Source organism: Synechococcus sp. WH 8016 (genome assembly GCF_000230675.1).
Lineage (GTDB): Bacteria > Cyanobacteriota > Cyanobacteriia > PCC-6307 > Cyanobiaceae > Synechococcus_C.
Genome location: NZ_AGIK01000002.1, coordinates 127,001 through 150,711, shown reverse-complemented (window position 1 = coordinate 150,711; position 23,711 = coordinate 127,001). Strand labels below are relative to the sequence as shown.

The 23,711-nt window shown below is 52.9% G+C and carries 19 protein-coding genes; 12 read left to right on the top strand and 7 right to left on the bottom strand.

The features are described from left to right. From SYN8016DRAFT_RS07605 to SYN8016DRAFT_RS07585, 5 genes are all read left to right on the top strand, one after another. Complete coding sequence (locus tag SYN8016DRAFT_RS07605) at window positions 1–1,182, top strand: glycosyltransferase (RefSeq protein ID WP_006853763.1); 1,182 nt, start codon at window positions 1–3, stop codon at window positions 1,180–1,182. Window positions 1,183–1,642: 460 nt separating this feature from the next. Continuing rightward, complete coding sequence (locus tag SYN8016DRAFT_RS07600) at window positions 1,643–2,791, top strand: glycosyltransferase (protein ID WP_006853762.1); 1,149 nt, start codon at window positions 1,643–1,645, stop codon at window positions 2,789–2,791. Beyond that, window positions 2,784–4,052, top strand: a complete 1,269-nt coding sequence (locus tag SYN8016DRAFT_RS07595) for a glycosyltransferase (RefSeq protein WP_006853761.1) — start codon at window positions 2,784–2,786, stop codon at window positions 4,050–4,052. The genes SYN8016DRAFT_RS07600 and SYN8016DRAFT_RS07595 overlap by 8 nt, the downstream gene beginning before the upstream one ends. Continuing rightward, window positions 4,052–5,200, top strand: a complete 1,149-nt coding sequence (locus SYN8016DRAFT_RS07590; RefSeq protein ID WP_006853760.1) for a glycosyltransferase — start codon at window positions 4,052–4,054, stop codon at window positions 5,198–5,200. The genes SYN8016DRAFT_RS07595 and SYN8016DRAFT_RS07590 overlap by 1 nt, the downstream gene beginning before the upstream one ends. A gap of 901 nt (window positions 5,201–6,101) precedes the next feature. Then, window positions 6,102–7,586 (top strand): hypothetical protein, encoded by a 1,485-nt coding sequence (locus tag SYN8016DRAFT_RS07585; RefSeq protein ID WP_006853759.1) that lies wholly within the window; start codon window positions 6,102–6,104, stop codon window positions 7,584–7,586. 92 nt (window positions 7,587–7,678) lie between these two features. Here SYN8016DRAFT_RS07585 and SYN8016DRAFT_RS07580 read toward each other — a convergent pair whose 3' ends face one another. Further along, the gene (locus tag SYN8016DRAFT_RS07580; protein WP_006853758.1) at window positions 7,679–8,557 is read right to left on the bottom strand and encodes a glycosyltransferase family 2 protein; all 879 of its coding nucleotides are present in this window, start codon (window positions 8,555–8,557) and stop codon (window positions 7,679–7,681) included. Between the two features lie 53 nt (window positions 8,558–8,610). Here SYN8016DRAFT_RS07580 and SYN8016DRAFT_RS15020 point away from each other — a divergent pair, with 53 nt between their 5' ends. The 4 genes from SYN8016DRAFT_RS15020 to SYN8016DRAFT_RS07560 all read left to right on the top strand — a co-directional run bounded on the left by SYN8016DRAFT_RS15020 (window position 8,611) and on the right by SYN8016DRAFT_RS07560 (window position 15,384). Beyond that, window positions 8,611–10,170, top strand: a complete 1,560-nt coding sequence (locus SYN8016DRAFT_RS15020) for a hypothetical protein (RefSeq protein WP_006853757.1) — start codon at window positions 8,611–8,613, stop codon at window positions 10,168–10,170. 336 nt (window positions 10,171–10,506) lie between these two features. Next, window positions 10,507–11,736: an O-antigen ligase gene (locus SYN8016DRAFT_RS07570; protein WP_006853756.1), complete on the top strand. Its 1,230-nt coding sequence runs from the start codon at window positions 10,507–10,509 to the stop codon at window positions 11,734–11,736. After that, on the top strand, window positions 11,733–14,144 hold the full coding sequence (locus SYN8016DRAFT_RS07565; RefSeq protein ID WP_006853755.1) for a UvrD-helicase domain-containing protein: 2,412 nt from the start codon (window positions 11,733–11,735) through the stop codon (window positions 14,142–14,144). The genes SYN8016DRAFT_RS07570 and SYN8016DRAFT_RS07565 overlap by 4 nt, the downstream gene beginning before the upstream one ends. Window positions 14,145–14,148: 4 nt before the next feature. Then, a complete protein-coding gene (locus SYN8016DRAFT_RS07560) occupies window positions 14,149–15,384 on the top strand; it encodes a CCA tRNA nucleotidyltransferase (RefSeq protein WP_006853754.1) in 1,236 nt (411 codons plus the stop codon). A 15-nt stretch (window positions 15,385–15,399) separates the two neighbouring features. On the opposite strand, the gene selD is transcribed toward SYN8016DRAFT_RS07560, so the two are convergent. Both selD and galE read right to left on the bottom strand, forming a co-directional pair. Further along, complete coding sequence (gene selD, locus SYN8016DRAFT_RS07555; protein WP_006853753.1) at window positions 15,400–17,508, bottom strand: selenide, water dikinase SelD; 2,109 nt, start codon at window positions 17,506–17,508, stop codon at window positions 15,400–15,402. Beyond that, the gene (galE, locus tag SYN8016DRAFT_RS07550) at window positions 17,499–18,620 is read right to left on the bottom strand and encodes a UDP-glucose 4-epimerase GalE (RefSeq protein WP_038014099.1); all 1,122 of its coding nucleotides are present in this window, start codon (window positions 18,618–18,620) and stop codon (window positions 17,499–17,501) included. The genes selD and galE overlap by 10 nt, the downstream gene beginning before the upstream one ends. A 91-nt stretch (window positions 18,621–18,711) precedes the next feature. Here galE and hisS point away from each other — a divergent pair, with 91 nt between their 5' ends. Genes hisS through SYN8016DRAFT_RS07535 form a run of 3 tightly spaced genes read left to right on the top strand, consistent with a single transcriptional unit; the run spans window position 18,712 to window position 22,523 of the window. Further along, window positions 18,712–19,998: a histidine--tRNA ligase gene (hisS, locus tag SYN8016DRAFT_RS07545; protein ID WP_038014003.1), complete on the top strand. Its 1,287-nt coding sequence runs from the start codon at window positions 18,712–18,714 to the stop codon at window positions 19,996–19,998. Window positions 19,999–20,034: 36 nt separating this feature from the next. Next, window positions 20,035–21,474 (top strand): nucleotide sugar dehydrogenase, encoded by a 1,440-nt coding sequence (locus SYN8016DRAFT_RS07540; protein WP_006853750.1) that lies wholly within the window; start codon window positions 20,035–20,037, stop codon window positions 21,472–21,474. Continuing rightward, window positions 21,471–22,523, top strand: coding sequence for an NAD-dependent epimerase (locus tag SYN8016DRAFT_RS07535; protein WP_006853749.1), 1,053 nt, complete (start codon window positions 21,471–21,473; stop codon window positions 22,521–22,523). The genes SYN8016DRAFT_RS07540 and SYN8016DRAFT_RS07535 overlap by 4 nt, the downstream gene beginning before the upstream one ends. Here the strand turns inward: SYN8016DRAFT_RS07535 and SYN8016DRAFT_RS07530 are convergent. The 4 genes from SYN8016DRAFT_RS07530 to psbF form a co-directional block, all read right to left on the bottom strand. Beyond that, entirely contained in the window at window positions 22,514–22,831 is a 318-nt protein-coding gene (locus SYN8016DRAFT_RS07530; RefSeq protein ID WP_253909825.1) for a hypothetical protein, read from the bottom strand. The genes SYN8016DRAFT_RS07535 and SYN8016DRAFT_RS07530 overlap by 10 nt on opposite strands. A 392-nt stretch (window positions 22,832–23,223) precedes the next feature. Continuing rightward, the gene (locus SYN8016DRAFT_RS07525) at window positions 23,224–23,424 is read right to left on the bottom strand and encodes a photosystem II reaction center protein J (RefSeq protein WP_006853747.1); all 201 of its coding nucleotides are present in this window, start codon (window positions 23,422–23,424) and stop codon (window positions 23,224–23,226) included. Between the two features lie 11 nt (window positions 23,425–23,435). After that, window positions 23,436–23,555 carry a photosystem II reaction center protein L gene (locus SYN8016DRAFT_RS07520; RefSeq protein ID WP_006853746.1) on the bottom strand — a complete coding sequence of 40 codons (120 nt, stop codon included), beginning with the start codon at window positions 23,553–23,555 and terminating at the stop codon, window positions 23,436–23,438. An 18-nt stretch (window positions 23,556–23,573) separates the two neighbouring features. Then, a complete protein-coding gene (gene psbF / locus SYN8016DRAFT_RS07515; protein ID WP_006853745.1) occupies window positions 23,574–23,711 on the bottom strand; it encodes a cytochrome b559 subunit beta in 138 nt (45 codons plus the stop codon).

The window sequence follows — 23,711 nt, the reverse complement described above, 5'->3', positions numbered from 1 at the left end:
ATGGCTGACGTTGTTGTACTGGCTACTGCAGATTGGGAGCACCCTATTTGGACGAATAAGCAACATGTTGCTATTTCAATTGCGGATACTGGATTTCGTGTTCTTTATTTGGATTCATTGGGATTAAGGCCGGCTAGGGCCACGGGACGTGATTTAAAACGCATTATTAAACGTTTGTGGCGTGGGTTGTGCCCTCCTCGGCGCGTCAGGCAAAACCTTTGGGTTTGGTCGCCATTGGTTATTCCTGGTGGATCCGGAAGCTTTGTGATTTTGATTAATAAATTAAGTTTAACTTTTGGTCTTTGGCTTGCTTTGCGCTTTCTCAGATTTCGTAAGCCTTGGCTGTGGACTTACAACCCCTTAACGGCATCCTTCCTTAATCTTCGATCATTCTCTCTCAAGATCTATCATGCTGTGGATGCTGTTCAGGAACAGCCATGTATGCCTCGCGAATTGATTGAATCGCAGGAGCGCCGACTTTGCGGAGAAGTTGACCAGGTTTTTGTAACCTCTCCCGCATTGAAGAGAAAGTTGGCTCCCTATTCGCGGCATATTCGCTTTGACCCTAATGTTGCTGACCAGGCTCACTTTTCTAAAGCAATGTCTTTGTCGCTGAGCTCTATTCCAGCAGATATTGCATCAATTCCAGAGCCACGGATTGGTTTTATTGGTGCTGTAAGCAACTATAAGCTGGACTTTGCTTTGATTGCTGCTGTCGCTCGTGCTCATCGTTCATGGCAGTTTGTGTTTATCGGTCCGACAGGTGAGGGCGAACCATATACGGATACAACACTTTTGGATATCGAGCCAAATGTTCATTTACTTGGGCAGCGTCCATACGGTGATCTTCCTAATTATTGTGCAGGCTTTTCTTGTGGCTGGTTGCCGTTAAAGCTCAATCCTTATACCCAAGCTATGTTTCCAATGAAATTTTTTGAGTATTTGTCTGCAGGCCTTCCAGTCGTTGCTACTGATATCGATGCGCTTGGGCAATTCGGTCACGTTGCATTTTTATGTCAGCCCAATGAAAAAGATTTTTCTAAGGCCTTGTCGTTCTCCTTGCTGAATAAAGGGCCTGATTTGGCTTTACGTCTGGCTTTGGCTGCTGAATATACTTATCCTGCTCGGACCCGAAGGATGCTCAGGGTATTAAGGGATCTGAAGGGATCTGAGGGGATTTGAGGCGAGATGGGAGTGGTTGCTGCCTGTACATTGATCATAAATTGTATCAGTGGGTGTTAATCTTCTAACTGATACTATCTAGGAAATTAACTTTCTCTGATTTTTAATCAATTTGAATAATAATTCGGGCGTTACCATGATCAACGGGTTTCATTTTTTGTGCGTTGACGAAGAGCGACTCCCTTCAAGAGGTGAGTCACGGTAGGGAAATTGTTGCATTCATTTCTGCGAAGATTTGTTAGACAAGGGTGTTCAAACTATTTTTTTCGCCAAAAAAATTAAAAAATTTTGCTTTTGTCAAGGAGTCTCAAGGAAATGAGATGATTGCTTGATGCTTTTGTGTAGCCTAGGGTTAGAGCAACTGTTTGGTCTGCATGATTTTCCTTTGCCGCTGGATTGTCTAGACAGCTTTTAAATAAAAATTGTATTTTAGTTTACTTCGCCCATTAGAGTTCTACTAATGGAATCGATTCGAATCGCTTTTAGCATCGACTCGCTCAAGCTGGGAGGGGCGGAAAGAGTCCTTTTGCGTTGGGCAGCTTGGTGCAGGGAAGCTGGGTGGGACGTGGTAGTGATTACACGTCAGACGGCTGATCTTGATGTCTATCCATTACCTCAAGGAGTGCGCCGTTGTTTTGAGCCTCTTTTGCCTGCTGCATTGGATCGGCTTGGGTGGGTTGCTTTTCCCCTGAGGGTTTATCAGCTACGCCAGCTTCTACGGCAACAGAGATGTCATCTAGCGGTTGGTGTGACCACGCTTCCGTCGGTGAAGCTGCTTTTGGCCTGTTTCGGCTTGCAGATTCGTTGCATTGTGTCTGAACGGAATTATCCCCCCGCTAAACCACCGCTTTTGCCGTGGCGCTGGTTGCGGCGTCTGACCTACCCCTGGGCAGACCTTCATTTAGTGCAAACAAAGATCACCGGCTTGTGGTTGCGTGATCACTGTGGTGTGCGTCGTCAGCTGCTTCTGCCGAACCCCGTAGCTTGGCCTTTCCCTGATCGTGAGCCTCGTGTCGATCCTGATCACTGGATTGATGCCGATGCTCCCTTACTTATGGGAGTTGGCACCAAAGCGATGCAGAAAGGTTTTGACAAGCTGATGCCCGTCTTCAAGACGTTGGCTGGAGAACACCCCACCCTTCACTTGGCTCTGCCTGGTGTATCCCAAGGGATCTATCACGGTCGCGATCAGCAAGGCTGGTTGCGGGGGCTGTTGGGAGACGATCCGAACCTTCAGCAACGCTTCTTGCTCCCGGGAACAGTTGGAAACATGTCACGCTGGTATTCACGGACCACTGTGTTTGTTCTGCCATCTCGTTTTGAAGGTTTCCCAAACGTGCTGCTTGAGGCGATGGCTGCAGGGTGTGCTTGTGTCGCTAGCGACTGCTTGACGGGTCCTGCTGAATTAATCCAACACGAGGTTAATGGTCTGTTGTTGCCCGAAGATGCAACCAGCGACGATTGGGTCATGGCTATCCGAGAACTACTGAATGATCCTCGGCGGTGCATGGCACTGGGTCGTGAAGCAATAGCGGTGCGTGAAAGGTTTTCCTCTGAACGTCTCCGGCATGATTTTCTAGAGGCTCTGCGACCGCTGAGCCATGGATGATCTCTGGGTTGTACTTCCTCATCTCGGCGCCGGAGGTGCACAGAAGGTTGGTCTGCTAGCTGCTGAGCATTTTGTTTCTCAGGGGTTTCGCGTTCGTGTGTTGTCCCTTCGACATAGCCATCCCATCAAGCAGAAAATCCCCTCAGGTGTGGAGGTGTTTGATCTTGAACCAGATATTCATCCTTGGTTTCGCGACGTCTCGAATCGATCGTTGAAAGCGCGCAGTCGAAGATTTGTTTTGGCCCAAGTTCTCAAGCTTCTAAGGATCTTTTTCCTTTTAGCGATTGCAGCATCGTGGCCGTTGATTGAGCATCAAATGCATCCGGATAGTGATAATTGGGCAAGCCAATTGCTGCGTCTAGGGATGCCATGGCTGGCGGGATATCGCTCCAAGCGTTTGCGCCAGGAGATTGTGGAGAAGCGTCCAAAACGGGTCTTAGCTCTGCTCACTAAAACTAATATTCTTTGTTGCGCTGCTGTTTGGGATCAGCCCGTGCATTTGGTGGTTTCTGAGCGCAATGATCCACATAGGCAGACCCTTGAGCGTCTTTGGAGTCGCTTTCGCAAGGTGTACTACCGGCGAGCTGATGTGGTGACGGCCAATACCAAGGGAGTGATTGAGGCTCTTCGCTCCATGGGCGACTGGCAACGCCTGGAATTGCTCCCCAATCCTCTGCCCGCATCGTTATCTCGATCTAGTGATGGGCCAACACCAGAACGAACACTCCAGATTTTGGCAGTTGCTCGTTTGGTTCCTCAGAAAGGATTGGATGTGCTTTTGCAGGCGTTTGCCGCCTTGCCCTTGCACTGCCGCAACGGATGGAGCATCACATTGGTGGGCGATGGCCCAGAACGAACAGCCTTGGAGAATCAGGCTCTCTCTCTGGGTATTGCTGAGGTGGTCAGCTTTGCTGGCTTCCGCACCGATCCACTTACGTTTATGCAGCAAGCTGCGATTTTCGCCCTTCCATCACGGTTTGAAGGTATGCCTAATGCGCTGCTTGAGGCGATGGCGGCTGGTCTGCCTTCGGTGGTGAGTGACGCGTCGCCAGGCCCCCTGGAAATGGTGACCCATGGAGAGCACGGCTTTGTGGTCCCACGGGATGACTGGCGCGCTTTTTCTAAGGCGCTCGAGAAGCTGATGTTGGATTTGCCTCTGCGCGAGCGTCAAGGTGCTGCCTCAAAGGAGAAGTTGTGTTCGCTTGATTGGAGTGTGGTGGAGCCCCTCTGGCGTTCGGTTTTAGCACTACCCAACCCCTGATGACAGCTCCCACGGCATCTCAGCACAAGCTGCTGGTTTTGGCGCCGACCCGTCGCGCCGCTAGTGAAACATTTGTTCGTGCCAATCTTCAGGGTTTGCCGTTTGAACTGACGGCTTTTTTTGGTGATGAGCGCCCCCTTAAAAGTCCTTGGCGATTGGCTTACGGATTGGCGATTTTGATCAGTAAGGTGTTGACACGCCTGAGATGGTTCCGTCTTGCAAGCTGGCCCGCAGCCATCGTGACCTTGGGTTTGATTCGTCAGCATCGCCCCAAAGCGGTGATGGTGGAGTTTGGGTTTGAAGCTGTAAGAGTGATGGAGGCGTGTTCCTGGACAGGTGTGCCTTTGGTGGTGCATTTCCGAGGATCGGATGCTTCCGCCCACGCTCGTTTGGGCCTGCTGCGTGACAGGTATCGCCGTTTGCTTTGTATTGCTGCTGGTGTGGTGGTGAAGTCGAAGCCAATGGCCCAAACGCTAGAGACCCTTGGGGCTCGACAAGATCGTCTGCTCATTAGTCCGTCTGGAGCAAATACTGCCTTGTTCAAGGGCAGTGCTCCGGAGAACACTCCGCCGGTCTTCCTTGCCGTGGGTCGTTTCGTTGAAAAGAAGGGTCCGCTCCATACGATCCGCGCTTTTTCACTCATCCACTCTGCCGGAGTGTCTGTGGAGGAGCAGCCGCATCTTTGGATGGTGGGGGAAGGCCCTTTGCTGGGAGAAGCCAAGTCTTTGGTTCAGTCTCTCGCGTTGCAAGAATATGTTCACTTTTTGGGTCTGCGAACGCAGGAAGAGATTGCAATGCTGATGCGCGATGTGCGTGGATTTGTGCAGCATTCTTTGGTGGCATCTGATGGCGACAGCGAAGGGAGTCCTGTGGCCGTGATGGAGGCCCAGCTGAGTGGTTTGCCTGTGGTTGCGACTCGTCATGCGGGGATTCCAGAGGTGGTGTTAGAGGGCGAGAGCGGCTTCCTTGTGGATGAGGGAGATGTGGCTGCTATGGCTAGGGCGATTACTCGGTTGATTGAGGATCCGGAGCTGGCGGCACGGCTAGGAAGTTGTGGTCGCAGAAGAGTTCAGGAGTGCTTCACCATTGACCATCATTTACATCAAGTATCAGATTTATTGAGGCAGGTGATTGAGACTTCTCGCTAAACAAATCCAAGAGAAAGAGTGTTTAATGATTTCAATTGGACTCATTCATAAGCAAATATTTCATTTAACAGAGTAAAGTCTTGAGTGTCAGTGGAGATTCGAAGTGCATTCTCGTTTTAGATATGCATCTGCCCGGGGGGATTTAATTGGATTCATTGCAACAGCCCAATAAAGGCCAAGTGCCATCAAGTGATTCATGGATTCGGCGAAGAAGACTATACCTTCAAAAGCGATGGTGAAAGCAGCGCCTTGACATAAGATTTTGTAGGGAATTTGTCGATTACATATGTAGTTCGAAATTTAAAAATAGGCACTATAAAGGCTTCTTAAATGTCCTGTTGTATTGAATGAATAGAGAGAACAGATGATCAGGGAGAAGCAGATAGCTGTCATGGTAGATGCCTGTTTTAATTCAATGATAGATCTTTGGGCGAGGTGATATTGCCGTGTATGCGATCGGTTGTAGCAGAAAATAAAGGATTTATATGACAGATGTTTATTTCAGTCTTTTGATTTCTGGGCTCTTTATTCGAGCATGGTGTTGGGCGGGATCAATCTATCCCTCAATAAGGTAGGAGTCTAAAATATATCTTCAACTACAGCGCAGAGACGACTTAATTGAAAGTTTCGATGTAAGCCATTGGCTAACTTCCTGTACAACGAATTTGGTTTTGATGTAAACTAATTGGTTGGTTCAATGGCAAAAAAAACTTTAGGAAGAAGGGATAAGTTTTCTGGTCTATTTATTTGTAACCGCTTCTTGCTTTTCGTAAAAGTCTTCTGAGTTTTGGTTTGTAATTTCAAGTTCCAACCGAATACTTCCTCGATCGATGCTGTAGCTTGTGAAGCACTCGCCTTATTTTTACCTGGATTGTCTTAGCAGTAGCCAGCTGAATGTATAATGAAATGGCTCGACGATGCAAGTCCTAAAGATTTTATTATGCCGATGAAAAAGAGATTAAATCTGATTTTATTTTTTTTAATTATTTCTTTTATTGTTTATTGCGCTCATCTAGACTTTCAGATCATTGATCCATCAGGGATCGGCGATGATGCTTCACAGAACTTACGTACTGGCTTAAATCTAGTCAAGCATGGTGTTTATAGTGAGAAGGGAGTCACAAATGATGTTATAGCTGGGTTTAGACGGGAGCCTATTCCCAATTTTATTCTTGCTTTCCAGCTAAAGTATGCTTCTTTGTTTAATGCTGACTTATTGAATTATTCGGGAAAAGATGAGTTTCCATCTGAGCTTCTTCTGGTCGCTAAGCAGGTTAATATAATTTATGCATTGGGACTAATGATTAGTTTATGGGTTTTGACTTTAATGCTTGTTGCTCCAGCTTGGATGGCAAATACTATATCTTTCCCTTTAATTGCTCTTGTGAATGAGCAGTTTATTGCTGGTGAGATGAATACTTTAGATACTGAGCTACCAGCTGCTTTTTTCATGGTACTTCTAGCTCTTGTAGCGCTGGTAATGGTGAAAAATCTACGTTTAGGTTGGATCCTTATGTCAGGGATTTCATTTGGACTTTTAGTGATGACTAAGCAAAGTGGAGCTTATGTTGCAGTTATTTGTATCCCAGTTGTTCTAACATTATTGCCTTCTGCTCGAACTAAATTTTTCATGAATCTGTTTTTGTTTTCTTTGGGTTTCGCAGTTGTCGTTTCTCCTTGGGTTATTCGGAATCGAATTGAATTCGGGCGTTCTGTGATTTCCAGAGGCGGGGGAGATGTGTTATTGATACGCTCAGTTTTTAATCAGATGTCACCTTTGCAGTTTAGAAATGCTTTTTATTCATTTTCTCCTAAACCCATTCGTGATGATCTGTTAGGGCCAATAATGGGTCTCGAAAGCCAAGATCATTCATGTGGAAAGATTCTTGATGTTTTTAATCGAAAATTACTTTGTGATTCTCAAGCCTTAGATGAAGGTCGATATCAGGATGTAAGGTCTTTTTATATACGTGGAAAGCGAGCCGAGCCCCTGTCCATGAACTTATCAAACTCACTGCGAAAGCGGGAGGCTTTATCAAGAATATTGGCTAACCCTCTTCAGCATCTGATCATATCTTTCCCTTTGGCGTGGAGAGGAATCTGGGCTGTTCGTCCCGAAGGTTGGGGTGACGTTATTTTGAATATTTTATCATTTTTAGCTTTACTAGCTTCTCCATTGTTGTACTTTTTGGAGAAGCGTAAGTCTTGGTTGATCGTTTCAATTGTTCCAATTGGGTATTTCCTGTTTTATGCACTGTTTAGTCATTTTATACCACGCTATTCTCAGCCATTAGTGCCATTAGCCTTCATATGTTTCATGATGGTAGTAGTTGATATCGCTTCGAAAATGTTGCCTCCTTTTGTTGTCAGGCTGAGGGATTATTAATAATCAGTTTTTGATTCTTTGTCGCAAGCCAATGGAAGGGACAGTGTGAAGTGTTTGCAGCAGTTTTAAGCGAAGATAGAAATTTTAAGGATTCAATTCCGTTTGTCTATCATGTCAGCTAATAACGCAAACATTAATATGTTGAGGCTTGTAAATCCGAAAAGTAATGTTTTTTCGGTTAAGTTGCTAAGGACTGCAATGTCGTAAATCCCGCTCAAAACGAATAAAATCGCTAGGCCTATGAAGAGTGGAGAAAGAAGTCTCAAGGGGGCAAAATACATGCCTGTTCTAAGTATTAGTTGAGTGAAACGTAGGGTGTCCTTAATTGGCTTAATGTGGCTCTTCCCTATACGTCTTGTATAGCTAATAGGTACATACTCCACCATGTATTTATTCCTGAAAAGGCAAATAGTGATTGTTGTTGTAAAGCTAAATCCGTCTGGAAGCAGCTTAAGGAATTCAAGTGCAAGCTCGCGCCGAAAAACCCTTAGCCCTGAATTCATGTCGGGCACATCAGAGCCACATAGAAATGATACCCATGGCACAAGTATCATTTTGGGGATAGAGCGAACTTTGGAGTAGCTAACATCTGCTCCTATTCGAGCGCCAACTAGCATATCAAGTTCCTTTTCCAGGGTTTTGTTTATTAGCTCTAAAATCCTGTTATTGGGATATGTGCCATCAGCATCAGTGATGCAAATATATTCGCTATGGCTTTTTCGAATGCCAGTTTTTAGTGAAGCACCGTATCCGCGGTTTCGCTTGTGGTGAACGATTGTGAGAGGGTAGGTTTTGAACTCTTGTTGTATGGAATTTAATACATGTTCGGAGCCATCTGATGACCCATCATTGACAACAATTACATCGATATCGCTCGCCTGTGATTTGTCAAGACTGTGAAATATTTCTTCTAACGTGCCTCTTATGGCGTCTTTTTCGTTGTAACAAGGGATAACGATAGAAGCTTTCATGTCGTTGATCAGCTGATACGTCTATTGTACGACCGCAGCCTTTGTATTTTCCAATGAAGATGTGGGCGTGGTTCTTCTCTGTAAGGCCGGTATCATTTAAGCAGCTTCTGCTTTTAGTTGCACCTGCAATAGTCGTTGGCTTTTTAGTGAGAGCCTTGTTAATTGCAGCGATCCCTCAAGGATATTTTGGAGCCGATAGTGGTTCTTATTATGAATTCACGAGCCTGTTTTGGAATAATAATGTTCTTTTTGATTTAAATGAAAAGCGCAGATGGTTTTACCCAATTTTCTTGTTCTTTACTTCTGTCTTGCCTATCCCTCCATGGTATTCAGTCCCATTGATTCAGCATTGTCTTGGCCTTTTGTCGATTTTGGGGATTGGATGGAGTTGTGCTCAAGTAGTCAAACGGCCCAGGTTAGTAGTTCCATTTGTTGGCCTAATTTGTAGCTTATGGCCCAGGACGATTTGGTATGAACATGAATTTATTGCTGAGTCGTTGCAGCTTACATCTTTTATTCTTGTTGTAGCGTTGCTGCTGACTCCTTCAATTGTGAGAAGCCGTCATGGATTGGTAGCACTAATGATTGCTTTTTCACTTCTTGCAGGGATGAAGGGTTCGAGTCGCTTTATCTGGTTGGGATGTGTCATCGGTCTTTTCCTTACGCATCATGATCCACGCAGATGGATGTGGACAAAAATTTCTGCTTTTCTGGCGGCATTTTCTTTTTTGCTGTTCTCTACCGTTGGCAAGAATTCTCAGGGTGATTGGTTGGCTTTGAGCTCATCACTTCCATTGGTTCGTCTTGAAGGTAACCCCTATCCCCATTATCGATCTTTCTTGCGCGATCAAATCATTGAGTCACGAGCATATGGTGATAATTATCCTTGGAAAGTGAAAGTTTATAAAAAGCGTTTGAGACAGAAGCGTAAATCGCTTTCTTTTAGCCCTCAATGGGCGGAATTGGTTGGGAATAAGAAGGAGTTTTCTAAAGTCTCACGAGCTTTTTGGACTGATGCTGTTTTTCACAACCCAATTCGTTTCGGATGGTTTACTCTGAAAACATTTGGCATAGCGTTGTCTTCCTCCATTAATAAGCCACGCTTAGATCCGCAAGTTTTTTGGCCTGAGCAACTCTCAAATACTCAAGAGCGCATGGAGCGAAAATTTTATTATTTCAAGCGTCTTTTTGGAGTTAAGGACATGCATTCTTTTAGGGTTCTGTATGAGAATGGTCGTAAACATGAATATGCCGCATACCCCTTAATGGTCAAAATGAATCAATATTTTGGGTGGATGGGACGCGATCAGGTCACGAGTTCTGGCGGCGCCAAAGATCTCTTTCCTTCTTTGTATCTGAAACCTATGGGTTTTTCGGCAGTTTTCGGGGTGATTGGCGGAATCACTTTCTCTAATAAGCGTTTAAAGATCTTGATTCTGTTCATTCCTTTTTTCTTGTATTTGGCTGGTACGTATGCAGTTGGAGATGCTGTTTCTCGTTATCTTCAGCCAGTCGAATGGTTAGGGGTGATCTTTGCGGGTGTTGCCTTGGATTTAGTTATTGGTATGGTGGTGTGGATCCGTTTTCGATTGCTTACTGTTTTTAATAGTTGAAAGTTTATGATAATGCATTTATTGTTTGACCATTGCATGTATTGAAGTCGTTTATTTTCGAAAACATTTTCGAAAATATGGCAATTGGGTAAGACGATTTTTGATTCCTGGCGTTCAAGCACTATAAAATGTTCGTCCTGAGTCGTCCTTTTATCGCTTTCTTGTCAGAGTGATTTTGACGAATGGTCGTGATGTGCATGCTTGGTGTTTTCCACAGACTCTGATTGGCTTCTTGTTTCTTTTGCGAGCAGTGGGTGAGCGCGGACAGCCATTTCAGGCTCAGAAGTCACCATTCTTGTTCATACAGGGATCTGTCAGGCTTGGTTCAATTGGAGAGTGATTGGTTCTGTGTTGGTTGAGCGCTTAAGGGTTGCCGTGCCCTGGCTGGATGCCCTGATCCCCCTATCGCTTCTGGGGTTTGTTTGGGAACGCAGCGCTGATCCCTCCGTCACGGTCTGGCTTCTGGCCCTGTGGTGCGGGCTCAAATTGGTCAGCCGTCTTGCCAAGACACCGTTGTATGGAGTTTTGATCGGTGTGTTGCTGGTCAGCTTGAGTGCCCTGTTCCACCCACTCACGGTTTCGGCGCCAACGGATCTGGTTTTGGTGTTGCTCGCCTGCGCTGCGGGGCTTCAGCAAACCCCTCGGCAATGGAACATTGCCTTTTGGTGTCTGCTTGCGGTCGTTCTGGTTTGTCTTCCTTTTGTGGAATGGGACCGCTTGAACGGCAATCTTCAGCTGATCCCTTTGGCTCAACTGCGCGACTGGCTCCCTCAAGAGGCGCTTCGGATTCAGCGGATCACCATTAATCGATCAGCCTACTTATTTGGCTTATTCAGCCTGATTGGTTACTCCCTTTGGCGGTTTGAGCGGCGCATCTTGTTGCGTTGGCTGGCTGCAATCTCAGGGATCCTTAGTTTAGTGATGGCTTTCGCTACTGGTTCGAGAGCAGCCTTTGCTTATCCCCTTTTGGTTGTGATCCTCACCGAAGCGGCTTGGCGGCACCGCGATGTTGTGGTGCGCTATGCCCGCTCGTTTGCGACCGCTCTCCTGATGGGAGGTCTGTGCTTCAACGTGTTGTTGTACTGGCCATCAGGCCCTATCGCTAAGGGCGATCCCAGTGATGTCGGTCGGGCTGAGGTGGCGCGATGTTTTCTCGCGGAGTCGGCCCGTTCATGGCAAGATTTTTTGGGTGGGCATGGATACGACCGTGTCTCTGATCGGTGCGTTCAGCAGGTGTTCCTCCCGGATCCACCACGTGGCATACCCCACGCTCACAACGCTTTTCTTCATGTGTTGGCGGATCAAGGCGTTGTCGCTTTTCTGCTGATGGTTTGGGCGCTGTGGCTGGGGTTTACGCGTCTTTTCTCCAGATTTGGCCAGGCTGCCCCTGTTCTGTCCTTTGTTGGGTTGAGTTGCTGGTTGTTCATGCTGGCGGCGGCTTTGGTTGAATCAACTTTGCTGAAGACGGTGTTGCAACAAGTGGTGTCTGGATATCTTTTGGCGATTCCTTGGTGGGTGGCGTCTGCTCCCAGTTCGTCAGATCGCTCGCATACCATCAGCGGATGAGTTTTCTTGCCGGTCTGAATGACGCCCAAAAGCGGGCTGTTGATCACCATGAAGGCCCTCTTCTGGTGGTTGCTGGAGCGGGGAGCGGCAAGACCCGGGCGCTGACCCACCGGATTGCCCATTTGATCGGTGAGCATGGTGCCGATCCTGCTCAGATCTTGGCGGTGACCTTCACCAATAAGGCCGCCAGAGAGATGAAAGAGCGGTTGGAACTGCTACTCGCGCAGCGATTGGCTCAAAGTCAATTCGGTCAGCCCTGGAGCACGCTCCCTCCCGTGGAGCAGCGTCAGTTGCGCACGCGGATTTATCGCGAGGTCACGAAAGAATTATGGATTGGCACCTTCCATGCCTTGTTTGCACGGATGTTGCGCTTCGATATTGATAAATTTAAGGATCCAGAAGGCCTCACTTGGACGAAGCAATTCTCCATTTATGACGAGGCAGATGCTCAGAGTTTGGTAAAGGAGATTGTGACTCAAGAGTTGCAGCTTGATCCAAAACGTTTTGAGCCCAAAAAAGTACGTTGGGCGATTAGTAATGCCAAAAATCAAGGCTGGTCACCTGACGATTTAGAGGCCAACGCTGAAGGGCAGCGGGGCAAGCTCAGCGCTGATGTGTATAGGCGCTATCGCAAGGCTTTGGCTGCGAACAATGCCCTGGATTTTGATGATCTTCTGCTTCTTCCTGTGCAGTTGCTTCAGCAGAATGAGCAAGTGCGCGGGTATTGGTATCGCCGGTTTCGGCATGTGCTAGTTGATGAATATCAAGATACAAATCGCACTCAGTATGAGTTGATCAAGCTGCTGGTAACGGATGGAAAAGAGCCGCAAACAGTGGAAGATTGGTCAGGCCGATCGGTGTTTGTGGTGGGTGATGCGGATCAGAGTATTTACAGCTTTCGTGCCGCAGATTTCACCATTTTGATGGGGTTTCAGGACGATTTTGGTGACAAAGCTCCTGACGATGTCACCCGCACAATGGTGAAATTAGAAGAGAATTATCGCTCCACTGCCACCATTTTAGAAGCTGCGAATGCCCTGATTTCCAATAACAGCGAGCGGATCGATAAGGTGCTTCGTCCCACGCGTGGTGAAGGTGAATTGATTTCACTCACCCGCTGTGATGACGAAATCGCTGAAGCGGAAGCGGTGGTGCATCGGATGCGGATGATGGAGGCGGCCAATCCAGATCTCAGCTGGAAAGACATGGCGGTGCTGTATCGCACCAATGCCCAGTCGCGAGCGATCGAAGAATCCCTGGTGCGCTGGCGCATTCCTTATGTGGTGGTTGGGGGCTTGCGTTTCTACGACCGTCGCGAGATCAAAGACCTCTTGGGCTACCTACGCCTGCTCATTAATCCAGCCGACACCGTCAGCCTGCTGCGCGTGATCAATGTGCCCAAGCGCGGGATTGGTAAAACCACCATTCAGCGCTTGACCGACGCCGCCAATCAACTGGGGATTCCGCTGTGGGACGTGGTGAGCGATCCCGAGGCGGTGCGCTCCTTAGGCGGTCGTTCTGCCAGGGGGCTACTGCAGTTTTGTGAATTGATCAACAGCCTGAAGGAACGCACTCATGCGGCAACTCCATCCGAACTGATTCAAGAGGTGATGGAGAAGAGCGGCTATGTCAGTGAGTTGATCGCAGACGGTTCCGATGAGGCCGAGGAGCGCCGCCGCAACCTGCAGGAGCTGGTGAATGCAGGCCTTCAATACCAGGAAGAAAATGATGAAGGCGATCTAGAGGGGTTTCTGGCCTCCGCCGCGCTCGCCAGTGATGCCGACAGCAAGGACACGGCGGCCGACAGGGTCACTTTGATGACGTTGCACAGCAGCAAGGGACTTGAATTTCCAGTGGTTTGTCTGGTTGGCTTGGAGCAGGGCTTGTTCCCGAGCTATCGCTCCCTCGATGATCCTGCGTCGCTCGAAGAGGAGCGCCGGCTTTGCTATGTCGGCATCACCCGGGCCAAAGAGCGTTTATTCATCTCCCACGCCAGTGAGAGGCGCTTGTGGGGCGGCATGCGCGAGCCAGCCATGCCCAGCGTGTTTCTTTCTGAATTGCCGGAAGGTCTCGTGCAGGGCGATGTCCCTCAAAGCGGGGGAGCGGCGCTGCGCCGTGAGCAGCGCTTGGAGCGACTCACACGTGTTGACCGCCAAGATTCCCAACGGGTGGCTTCTGGCGGAGCATCCGGAGCGCCCGCCAATGCCGTGCGTCGCCGCCAGGCCGGACCGGCCCCTGGAAAAAGCTGGAGTGTGGGCGATCAGGTGGTCCATGCCAGCTTCGGTGTCGGGGAGATCACCCACACCTTTGGCAGTGGTGAAAAGGTGTCGATTGCCGTGAAATTTGCGGGCATGGGGCCCAAAATTCTCGACCCGCGCTTGGCACCTATCGAGCCTGCTGGAGGCTGAGCGGGTGGAGCGTCCAGGCCTTCCTGTCCAGCTCTTGCCTGCACTTCAGGCCAGCGCATCACCCGCTGGAGTCACCCGACTAGCCCTCGTTGGCGGCGCTGTGCGTGATGCCTTGCTGCACGATCAGCAAGGAGATCCATGGCGAACGTTGCCGGATTTGGATTTGGTGATCGAGGGGTCGGCTTCGGAGTTTGCGGCGGCTCTTGAGCAGGACTACGGAGATCAGCGGGTCGAGGAGGTTCGTGTGCATGCTGCTTACGGCACAGCGGAGCTGTCCTTCGATGGCGTGCTGATCGATCTCGCTGCGGCGAGGCAAGAGCGTTACCCGGCTCCTGGCGAAAACCCGTTGGTCGAGAGCGGCTCCTTGGAGCGAGATCTGGAGCGTCGGGATTTCACGGTGAATGCGATGGCCTTGGAGCTACCGCTGTCAGGGCATGGTGAGCCCTGGCTCTTGGACCCGCACGGCGGCCGGGTCCACCTTGCACGTCGTGAACTTGCCTTCTTGCACGCCTCCAGCGTGACCGATGACCCCACGCGCGTGGTGCGTGCTGGCCGGTATGCCGCGCGCTTGGCGTTTGTCCTGGCACCAGAGGCGCGGCAGCAGATCGATCAAACGCTCGAGGCTTGGCCATGGTCATGGACCCATGGGGATCCACCGGCTGCGGCTCCCCCCGCCCTCGCTACGCGGCTGCGGATGGAATTGGAGCTGCTGTTTGACCAAGAACCATGGCTAGCGGCCCTTCGTGCTCTCCAGTCCTGGGGTGCTCTGAGGCTGCTGGACCCTGCCCTCCAGGCTGATTCCCGTTTGATTCGGCGTTTGCTTCAGGCTCAGCGGCTGCAGCTGCCGTTGTTGCTAGCGCTTGTAGCCGGAGCCGCTGACCCGCTGGAACTTGCGGCCCGGCTGCAATTGCCCCAGCAACAGCAGCGCTGGTTGCAGCAGATGCAGGCTCTCAGCGCTTGGCTTAACGCCCGTTTAGTCCAGGACGCGTGGGAGAGCTGGACGGCTGAGCAGTGGTGTGATGCTTTGGAACAGCAGGCCTGGGGAGCGGAAGCGGTGGCCTTGCTGGTGAGTCAGAACCCTCCTTACCGAAGGCCGTTGTTGCGTTGGTGGGGGCGCTGGCGCCATTGCACATCCCCCCAAACTGCGAAGGATCTCTTGGCCCAGGGTTGGCAGCCAGGCCCTGAGCTTGGGCAGGAGTTGCAGCGCTTGCGCCGGCAGCGTCTGCGCGCGATGCGCTGACCGTTGATTGTTCGATCACTCCTGCATGGCTTGGACGACACCGATGCGATGCCATGCCGTGTCGTTGGCTTGAAGCAAGGCGTTCGCCATGGATTCGGTACAGCCCAGCAGCAGAGGCCCGCAGGTTTGGGGATCAACGAGCAGTTCGAGCATGGCCTGATCGTCCTCGGGAGCGCCGCTGCCGCCTGCGCGAGCAAGGATCACCTTCGCTGGATGGTCCTGCGTGGGATCGAGCAACGACCAGGACCTGCGGTTGGCGGGCGCCAAGCTGCTCGCATGCTGGGCTTTCAGCAGCTTCAAGGCTCCTGGCAAGGCCGGAATGGCGCTCGCATCGAGCACCACTTGCAACCGGTGGTGGCTGGCCTGGATCATTTCACCGAGATGGCCCAGCAGCCCAAAACCAGTCACATCGGTGCAGCTGAGGAGCGCCTCGGGTTCAGGGCTGATCAGCGTCTGCAGCTGCTCAACGATGGGGTGCTGGCTCGTCCCCATCTGTTGTAAGGCATGGTCGAGATCCCCTGGTTGGGCGGCACCGGCCATGGCCGCGGCAAACAGCACGCCTGTTCCGAGTGAGCGTGAGAGCATCAGCTGGTCCCCTGCCCGCAGTGCCCCTTTCGTCCAGGGCCGAGCGGGACGTTTTCCATTCACGCTCAGGCTGACTTGTAGCCCAAGCGATAGCGGGGTGGGAGCCTCTGAGCGTGCCTCCAAGGTGTGCCCCCCAATCAGCTGGGCCCCTTGGGGCTCGAAGCCGGAACGCAGTCCCGACAGGGTTTGGCTCAGCAGCTCCTGCTGCAGCGCAGCGGCTGTCTTGGGCAAGGTGATTACGGCCATCGCGGAAGCCACGCTGGTGCCGCAGGCCCAGAGATCCGAGCTGGCATGCAAGGCGGTGAGCCGTCCATTGAGCCATGGATCACTGATCAAGGCGGGGAAGCCGTCCACACTCTGAAGCCAGTCCTTGCCAAGGCTGGCGGCATCTTCCGGCGCCGTGCCAAGCGATTTCAGCCCCGCTGCTTCCAGGGCTGCTTCCAAGGGGGCAGCGGGGAGCTTGGCTGCGCAGCCCCGGCAATCCATCGCTTTGGACTCCATGGCGGGAGCTTGATCAAACCGCTCCATGAACTGGCGGTCGATGCGCTGTTTCCAGCGCCAAATCCAGGGGTGGGGACCGATTTGAATCCCGCCCCACAGGGCCCAGGCTTGGGGGCAGCCCTCTGGATTCACCCCGCCCAGCAGTTGTAAGGCCCGTTGTTGAGGCCGCCATTGGCGCAATCGATCCCCTTCACTGGCGGCACGGAGATTGTGCGCCAAGGTGGCGGCGGCGCGAACGGCCCATACGCCAGATGGGGGGCAGGGTTGGTTTTCGATGACCGCGCAGTCCCCGGCTGCAAAAATCGTTGGATGTCCCAGCACCTGAAGGCTGGCCTGAGTGCGAACCCGGCCGCTGTCTGGGCAACAGGGCAAGCCGCTGGAGCTGAGCCATTCAGGAGCTTGGCTTCCCGTGCAGCGCAGTCCTGGCCCGCAGGGGTTGAGAGCCGTGCTCGGCAGCACGTCAATCTTGAGCTGGCTGAGGCTGGAGAGCAGCCGGCTCGGGACCGATTCCGGTCGATGGAGGACTTGCAGCCTGCGCTTGGGCCAGCGCTGCCGCAACGCCATGGCCACCTCCATGGCGGCCAGGCCGCTCCCCAGGAGTTGGAATGGAGGGGAGGCCGGGCCCTGGGCCGCGTCCAGCGTTTCTAGGGCTGGTTCCAGGGGCTTGATCGCAAGCAGAGGCCCTGGCCGTGTACCCCCTCCGACGTTGATGCTGAGTTGGCTGAAGCTCAGGGCGGGCCGGTCTCGCAATTGCAGCTGCCGCTGCCTTACATCCACACCGGTGATCTCGGCGATCACCAGCGAAACGCCGGCCCGATCGCAGAGGCGGCGAAGGTCAATGGCGATCTCAGAGCGTTCGTAATGGCCGGCGATCAGGCCGGGAATCATCCCGGAATACAGCGTTGAGCTCTGCTGATTCACCAAGGTGATCCATCCAGTAGGTCGCCGTTGCGGATGCATGCACCAATGAAGAAGCACTAGGGCGTGGCTGTGCCCACCACCTGCCAACACGAGATGCTGAGGGCTGGTCAGCGGCATCCATCTCCATAGCCATTCGGATTGGCCTGTTGCCAAGCCCAGCCATCACGGCAGATATCCGTCAGCGTGCGTTGCGTTTGCCATTGCAGCTGTTGGGCGGCCAGGCTTGGATTGGCCACGGTGATCGCGGCATCGCCAGGACGCCGGGGCGCGATGCGATAGGGAATTGCTCGCTGACTCGCCGCTTCCATGGCCTGCACCACATCCAGCACGCTCGCTCCCTGCCCGCTCCCCAGATTGAGGGTGAGCAATTGGGGATCAGCACTGAGAAGGGAATGGAGCGCTTCTCGATGACCTTCGGCGAGGTCCATCACGTGGATGTAGTCGCGCACTCCGGTCCCATCCGGCGTCGGCCAGTCATCACCAAACACAGTGAGTTCCGGCCGGCGGCCAACGGCCACCTGGGTGATGAACGGGAACAGATTGTTGGGGATGCCGTTCGGGTCTTCGCCAATTCGGCCACTGGGATGGGCGCCTACTGGATTGAAATAGCGCAACCGGGCGATCCGCCAGCCACCGCCACTGGCTTGGATCGGTTCCGCTGCACCGCTGCAGCCGGCTAGATCGGCGAGAAGCGCTTCCACGGCGTGTTTGCTGGCGCCGTAGGGGTTGATCGGTTGGATCGGGGCCGTTTCCGGAATCGGCACTTGATCGGGGGATGGGTAGCCGTAGAGGGTGGCGCTACTGCTGAACACCATGGTGCGGCAGTTGTGCCGGTCCATCGTGCTGAGCAGTCGCTGAGAGCCAACGAGGTTCACATCCCAGTACCGCAACGGCTGTTGAACGGATTCACCCACAGCCTTGAGTCCAGCGAAATGAATCACTGCTTGTATGGGCTGGCCGAACGCTTTGGCGCTGGCGAACAGGGCCTCCAGGCATTGGGCGTCCCTGATGTCTCCCTCCACCAGGGTGAAGGCGTCCGGTGCTTCCTCCAGGGTTGGTTGAGCTTGCTGCAAGCGAGTGCCAGCGAGTTCGGCGACCCGCTCAAGGGCGACCGCTGAGCTGTTGCTGAAATCGTCCAGCACCAACAACTGATGCCCCGCTTCCAGCAGCACGAGGCAGGTATGGCTGCCGATGAAGCCGGCTCCGCCCGTGATCAGCAGTTGGGCCATCGAACGATCGTTATCCACCAGCATTCTGAGGGGAGATTGGAGCCGTTCACACGATTGGGCGGCAGACTGCAGTGGTGATGGTGGTAGCGCTGTGAGTCAGCTGCAGACTTTGCGCGGCATGGTTGACCTGCTGCCGGAGCAGACGCGACGTTGGCAGGTTGTGGAGTCGGTGGCGCGCGAACACTTCCGTTGCGCCGGCATAGACGAAATTCGTACGCCTTTGCTCGAATTCACGGACCTGTTTGCCCGGGGCATCGGTGAGGGCACGGATGTGGTGGGAAAGGAGATGTACACCTTTGTGGATCGTGGCGACCGCTCGTGCACCCTGCGCCCTGAAGGCACCGCCTCAGTGGTGAGAGCAGCCTTGCAGCATGGCTTGCTGAGCCAGGGGCCTCAGCGGCTGTGGTACGGCGGCCCGATGTTCCGTTATGAACGGCCTCAGGCTGGTCGTCAGCGTCAGTTTCACCAGATCGGTGTGGAATTTCTCGGGGCCAGCAGCCCGCGCAGTGATGCTGAGGTGATCGCTCTGGCCTGGGATTTTTTGTCTGCGTTGGGGATCCAAGGCCTCAAGCTTGAAATCAACAGCCTCGGCACCCCTGACGATCGCCTGCGCTTTCGCTCTCAGCTGGTGGGCTGGCTCGAGGAGCGGGTTGAGCAGTTGGATGCCGAGTCCCAGGCGCGTCTCAGCACGAACCCCCTGCGCATTCTTGACAGCAAAGACAAGGGCACCCAGCTGCTGCTGAACGATGCCCCAACGTTGTTAGCTGCGCTCAGTGAGGAGAGTGTGGAACGGTTTGAGCAGGTGCGTGCCCTGCTGACCGCGCTGCAGATTCCCTATCAACTCAATCCCCGCTTGGTGCGCGGCCTTGATTATTACGGTCATACCGCGTTTGAAATCACCAGCGATCAACTCGGTGCCCAGGCCACGGTGTGTGGCGGAGGTCGTTACGACGGCTTGATCCAGCAGTTGGGCGGTCCAGCCACGCCCGCGATCGGCTGGGCCTTGGGGATGGAGCGTCTGTTGCTGGTGATCGCCGCTGCTGCGCAAGCCAATCCCGAAGGCCCTGCGGCCCGGCTCACAGCAACGCCAGCACCGCTGGTGTATGTGATCAATCGCGGCGAGCAGGCTGAACCGCAAGCGTTGAGCTTGGCCCGGCAATGGCGCGGCGCAGGTCTTGCTGTGGAGTTGGATGGCTCGCGCGCGTCGTTCGGCAAGCAGTTCAAGCGTGCCGATCGCTCAGGGGCGCCATGGGCTGTGGTGCTTGGCGATGACGAGGCGTTGGCTGGCCAGTTGCGGCTGAAGCCCTTGCGTGGTGAGGGTGAGGAACAGCAGCTCGCTTGGGAAGAGGCTCTGTCTTACCTCATGAATCAGCGATAACCTGCCGGGATCAAAGACGGCACCATAGTTTTTCTGATGAGCAGCAATTCCACCATTCGATCGATTTGCTGTATCGGCGCCGGCTACGTGGGTGGCCCAACCATGGCCGTGATCGCCGATCGCTGCCCGGATGTGAAGGTCACGGTTGTGGACATCAATCAGGATCGAATTGCTGCTTGGAATCATCCCGATCTCTCCAAGTTGCCTGTCTATGAACCAGGTCTGGATGCGGTGGTGGAGAGAGCCCGTGGCCGGAATTTGTTTTTCTCCACGGCGGTGGAGGAAACGATTGCTTCTGCAGACATGGTGTTCATCTCCGTGAACACACCCACCAAGACTCGCGGCCTGGGAGCTGGTCAGGCCAGTGATCTGCGCTGGGTAGAAGCCTGCGCCCGCACGGTGGCGAAGGAAGCGACTGGCCACACGATTGTGGTGGAGAAAAGCACGCTTCCGGTTCGAACGGCGGAAGCGGTGAAGGCGATTTTGGGGTCCGTGGATTCTTCATCGGAGCAGAAAACCTTTTCGGTGCTCTCCAACCCCGAGTTTTTGGCGGAGGGGACGGCCATTCGTGATCTCGCCAACCCTGATCGCGTCTTGATTGGCGGCGAAAACGCTGAGGCGATTGACGCTCTGGCAGAGATTTATCAACAGTGGGTGCCCGAGGAGAAGATTCTTCGCACCAATTTGTGGAGCAGCGAGCTGTCCAAGCTCACCGCCAATGCGTTTCTGGCTCAGCGAATTAGCTCGATCAACTCCGTGGCGGCCCTGTGCGAGGCCACCGGTGCAGATGTGCGTGAGGTGGCAAAAGCGATCGGCACCGATAGCCGCATCGGACCCAAATTTCTCAACGCAGGCCCTGGCTTTGGGGGGAGCTGTTTTCAGAAAGACATCCTCAATTTGGTGTATCTCTGCCGTCACTTCGGTTTGCCTGATGTGGCCGACTATTGGGAGAGTGTGGTGCTGCTCAACACCTGGCAACAACACCGCATCGCTCGCTTGGTGGTGCAGAAATTGTTTGGCACGGTCACAGGCAAGCGCCTGGCCATTTTGGGCTTTGCCTTCAAGGCAGATACCAACGACACGCGGGAGGCTCCTGCGATCCGCATTTGCAAAGACCTGCTGGAAGAAGGGGCCCAGTTGGCCATTCATGACCCGAAAGTGGATCCGGAACAGATCAGTCGCGATTTGAACTTGATCGCAAGCCAAGCTCCGGAGGAGGATGCCGGGCCAACGCGTGGGGCCTTAAGCGGGGAAGCCACATGGTGGCCGAGCCCCGATGTGGCTTCGGCGATCCGTGGTGCTGACGCCGTGCTCATCCTCACGGAGTGGCAGCAGTACCGGGAGCTGGATTGGTCAACCTTGGCGCCCCTGATGCGCAAACCAGCCTGGGTGTTTGATGCCCGGGGGGTTGTGGACCCGAAACAAGTTGAATCTGGAGGCCTGAATGTCTGGCGTGTTGGAGAGGGCGACGCATGAGCCAGCTCTCTTCTCAAGTGTCTTCGCGGCCGATTCTTGTCACCGGTGCTGCCGGATTTATTGGAGCCGCTTTGTGTGAGCGATTGCTCCAACGCGGTGATCGTGTGATCGGCATTGACAATCTCAATGACTACTACGACCCAGCCCTGAAGAAGGCACGCCTGGTTCGTATCGAGACGCTGGCTGCGCCAAAGCCGGCAGCTTGGCGTTTTCAACGGCTGGCCCTGGAGGACGGTGAGGCCTTGCTCAAGCTGTTTGCTGCAGAGCAGCCGCGTGTGGTGGTGAATCTTGCGGCCCAGGCAGGTGTTCGCTATTCACTGGAAAATCCAGCTGCCTACATCCAGAGCAACCTGGTGGGTTTTGCCCACATTCTGGAAGGTTGTCGTCACCACGGCGTTGAGAATTTGGTGTACGCCTCGAGCAGCTCGGTGTATGGCGGCAACCGCAATTTGCCGTTCCACGAACAGCAAGCGGTGAATCATCCGGTGAGCCTGTACGCAGCCAGCAAGAAAGCGAATGAGTTGATGGCGCACACCTACAGCCACCTTTACGGGTTGGCAGCCACTGGCCTGCGCTTTTTCACGGTTTATGGCCCATGGGGAAGACCGGATATGGCACCCATGTTGTTTGCTAAGGCGATCTTGGCGGGTGAACCGATCAAGGTGTTTAATCACGGCAAAATGCAGCGCGATTTCACTTTCATCGATGACATCGTGGAGGGTGTGTTGCGCTGTTGCGACAAACCAGCCACACCGAATCCCAATTTTGATCCGATGCAGCCTGACCCGGCGACGGCAGCGGCTCCCCATCGCGTGTTCAACATCGGCAACAGTCAGCCCACAGAACTGCTCCGTTTCATCGAAGTGATGGAACAGGCTTTCGGCAGGGAAGCGATCAAGGATTTTCAGCCCATGCAGCCCGGTGATGTGGTGGCTACGGCTGCAAATACAGAGGCTTTAGAAGCCTGGGTGGGATTTAAGCCTTCGACCCCGATTGAAGAGGGCATCCAACAGTTTGCTGATTGGTATCAGCATTTTTATCAACCGTAAAAGCGTTTTCCATCCACCCGTTTTTGTTGGTGCCTGCGGGCTTGCTTGCGGGTGTATTCGCTCACGGTTGGATTGGCCACGCTGGGGTCAACATGGGCCACCTGCTCCCATAGATGCTGGGGCGCCCAGCGCACGCTGTATTGATCAGGGGAATGTTTGGTGATGTGGCACCAATGATTGCTGCCGCATTGTTCGCAGAACAGCTCTTCAAGCCACTCGTTGCTCAACACAAAAACTGGATAAGCATTGATTACGAGTCGGGCGGTTTTGGCAGCCATCCCCCGTTGCTGAAGGGCTTCTGCGCTCAATAAATGCAAAAAATATTTTTTTCCGTTTCCTCGCAGAATTTGATCCTGGTGGACCGGGCAAACAAGTTGCCTGCCTTTCGGTCGCCTGGTGCGACGGGACTCCTTTTTCTGCCCGTGATCGACTGAACAGGACATGCCGTAACAGCCTCTTCTGTGAATGATTCAAGCGTACGATTTCGATCGTCGCTAAGAGGTCCCAAACGGGCAAGGATTCGATCGAAAGCGCATTTTTTGCACAATCGGAATCGGAACCATCCATCAAAGTTGTTGGCTTCGGCTTTCCCTCACTTTGTCTTTCCCTGACGATGACATTCCTTGATGCATAGATGACAATAAAAAAATCCCATCCACAGCAGTGAATGGGAAGCAATGAAGTCAATGTTGAATGGTGCTTAGGCGGAACCCACTCCTGTGTAGGAGCCGTAAAAGAAAAGACCTACAACGAAAATAACAGCCATCCCACCAGCTGTGGCAACGAGCCAAAGAGGAAGAGTGCCTTCAGTCCAACGTGACTTCCAGGCAACTGCTGGTCGGCCATCGGGAAGACGATCTGGAATACGACCGTCAGGCAGATTAGATTTCTTGCCGCTCATGATTCAGTCCTTCAGTTGAAGAAGTAGCTGGAGAAAAGGATTCCAGTCGTAAAAACAATCAACAGCCCTAAGTAAAGGCTGGTGCGGTTGAGTTCAACCGGAAGATTGTTTGGGTTGGGATTGCGCTCCATGGAAAATTCGTTGGGTGATTAGCGGCGAATAAACTGCATCGCAGCTAGGGCACCCAAGAAAAAGACTGTGGGAACACCCAAGGTGTGCAAAGCAAGCCAACGCACCGTAAAGATGGGGTAATTGCGAGGCGTTGAGGTGGCGGGAGTCTGTGTCAT

Coding starts and splice junctions, on each gene's coding strand:
- SYN8016DRAFT_RS07605 (WP_006853763.1), top strand. CDS start 1: ATGGCTGACGTTGTTGTACTGGCTACTGCAGATTGGGAGCACCCTATT.
- SYN8016DRAFT_RS07600 (WP_006853762.1), top strand. CDS start 1,643: ATGGAATCGATTCGAATCGCTTTTAGCATCGACTCGCTCAAGCTGGGA.
- SYN8016DRAFT_RS07595 (WP_006853761.1), top strand. CDS start 2,784: ATGGATGATCTCTGGGTTGTACTTCCTCATCTCGGCGCCGGAGGTGCA.
- SYN8016DRAFT_RS07590 (WP_006853760.1), top strand. CDS start 4,052: ATGACAGCTCCCACGGCATCTCAGCACAAGCTGCTGGTTTTGGCGCCG.
- SYN8016DRAFT_RS07585 (WP_006853759.1), top strand. CDS start 6,102: ATGAAATGGCTCGACGATGCAAGTCCTAAAGATTTTATTATGCCGATG.
- SYN8016DRAFT_RS07580 (WP_006853758.1), bottom strand. CDS start 8,557: ATGAAAGCTTCTATCGTTATCCCTTGTTACAACGAAAAAGACGCCATA.
- SYN8016DRAFT_RS15020 (WP_006853757.1), top strand. CDS start 8,611: ATGAAGATGTGGGCGTGGTTCTTCTCTGTAAGGCCGGTATCATTTAAG.
- SYN8016DRAFT_RS07565 (WP_006853755.1), top strand. CDS start 11,733: ATGAGTTTTCTTGCCGGTCTGAATGACGCCCAAAAGCGGGCTGTTGAT.
- selD (WP_006853753.1), bottom strand. CDS start 17,508: ATGCCGCTGACCAGCCCTCAGCATCTCGTGTTGGCAGGTGGTGGGCAC.
- galE (WP_038014099.1), bottom strand. CDS start 18,620: ATGGCCCAACTGCTGATCACGGGCGGAGCCGGCTTCATCGGCAGCCAT.
- SYN8016DRAFT_RS07540 (WP_006853750.1), top strand. CDS start 20,035: ATGAGCAGCAATTCCACCATTCGATCGATTTGCTGTATCGGCGCCGGC.
- SYN8016DRAFT_RS07535 (WP_006853749.1), top strand. CDS start 21,471: ATGAGCCAGCTCTCTTCTCAAGTGTCTTCGCGGCCGATTCTTGTCACC.
- SYN8016DRAFT_RS07525 (WP_006853747.1), bottom strand. CDS start 23,424: ATGAGCGGCAAGAAATCTAATCTGCCTGACGGTCGTATTCCAGATCGT.
- SYN8016DRAFT_RS07520 (WP_006853746.1), bottom strand. CDS start 23,555: ATGGAGCGCAATCCCAACCCAAACAATCTTCCGGTTGAACTCAACCGC.
- psbF (WP_006853745.1), bottom strand. CDS start 23,711: ATGACACAGACTCCCGCCACCTCAACGCCTCGCAATTACCCCATCTTT.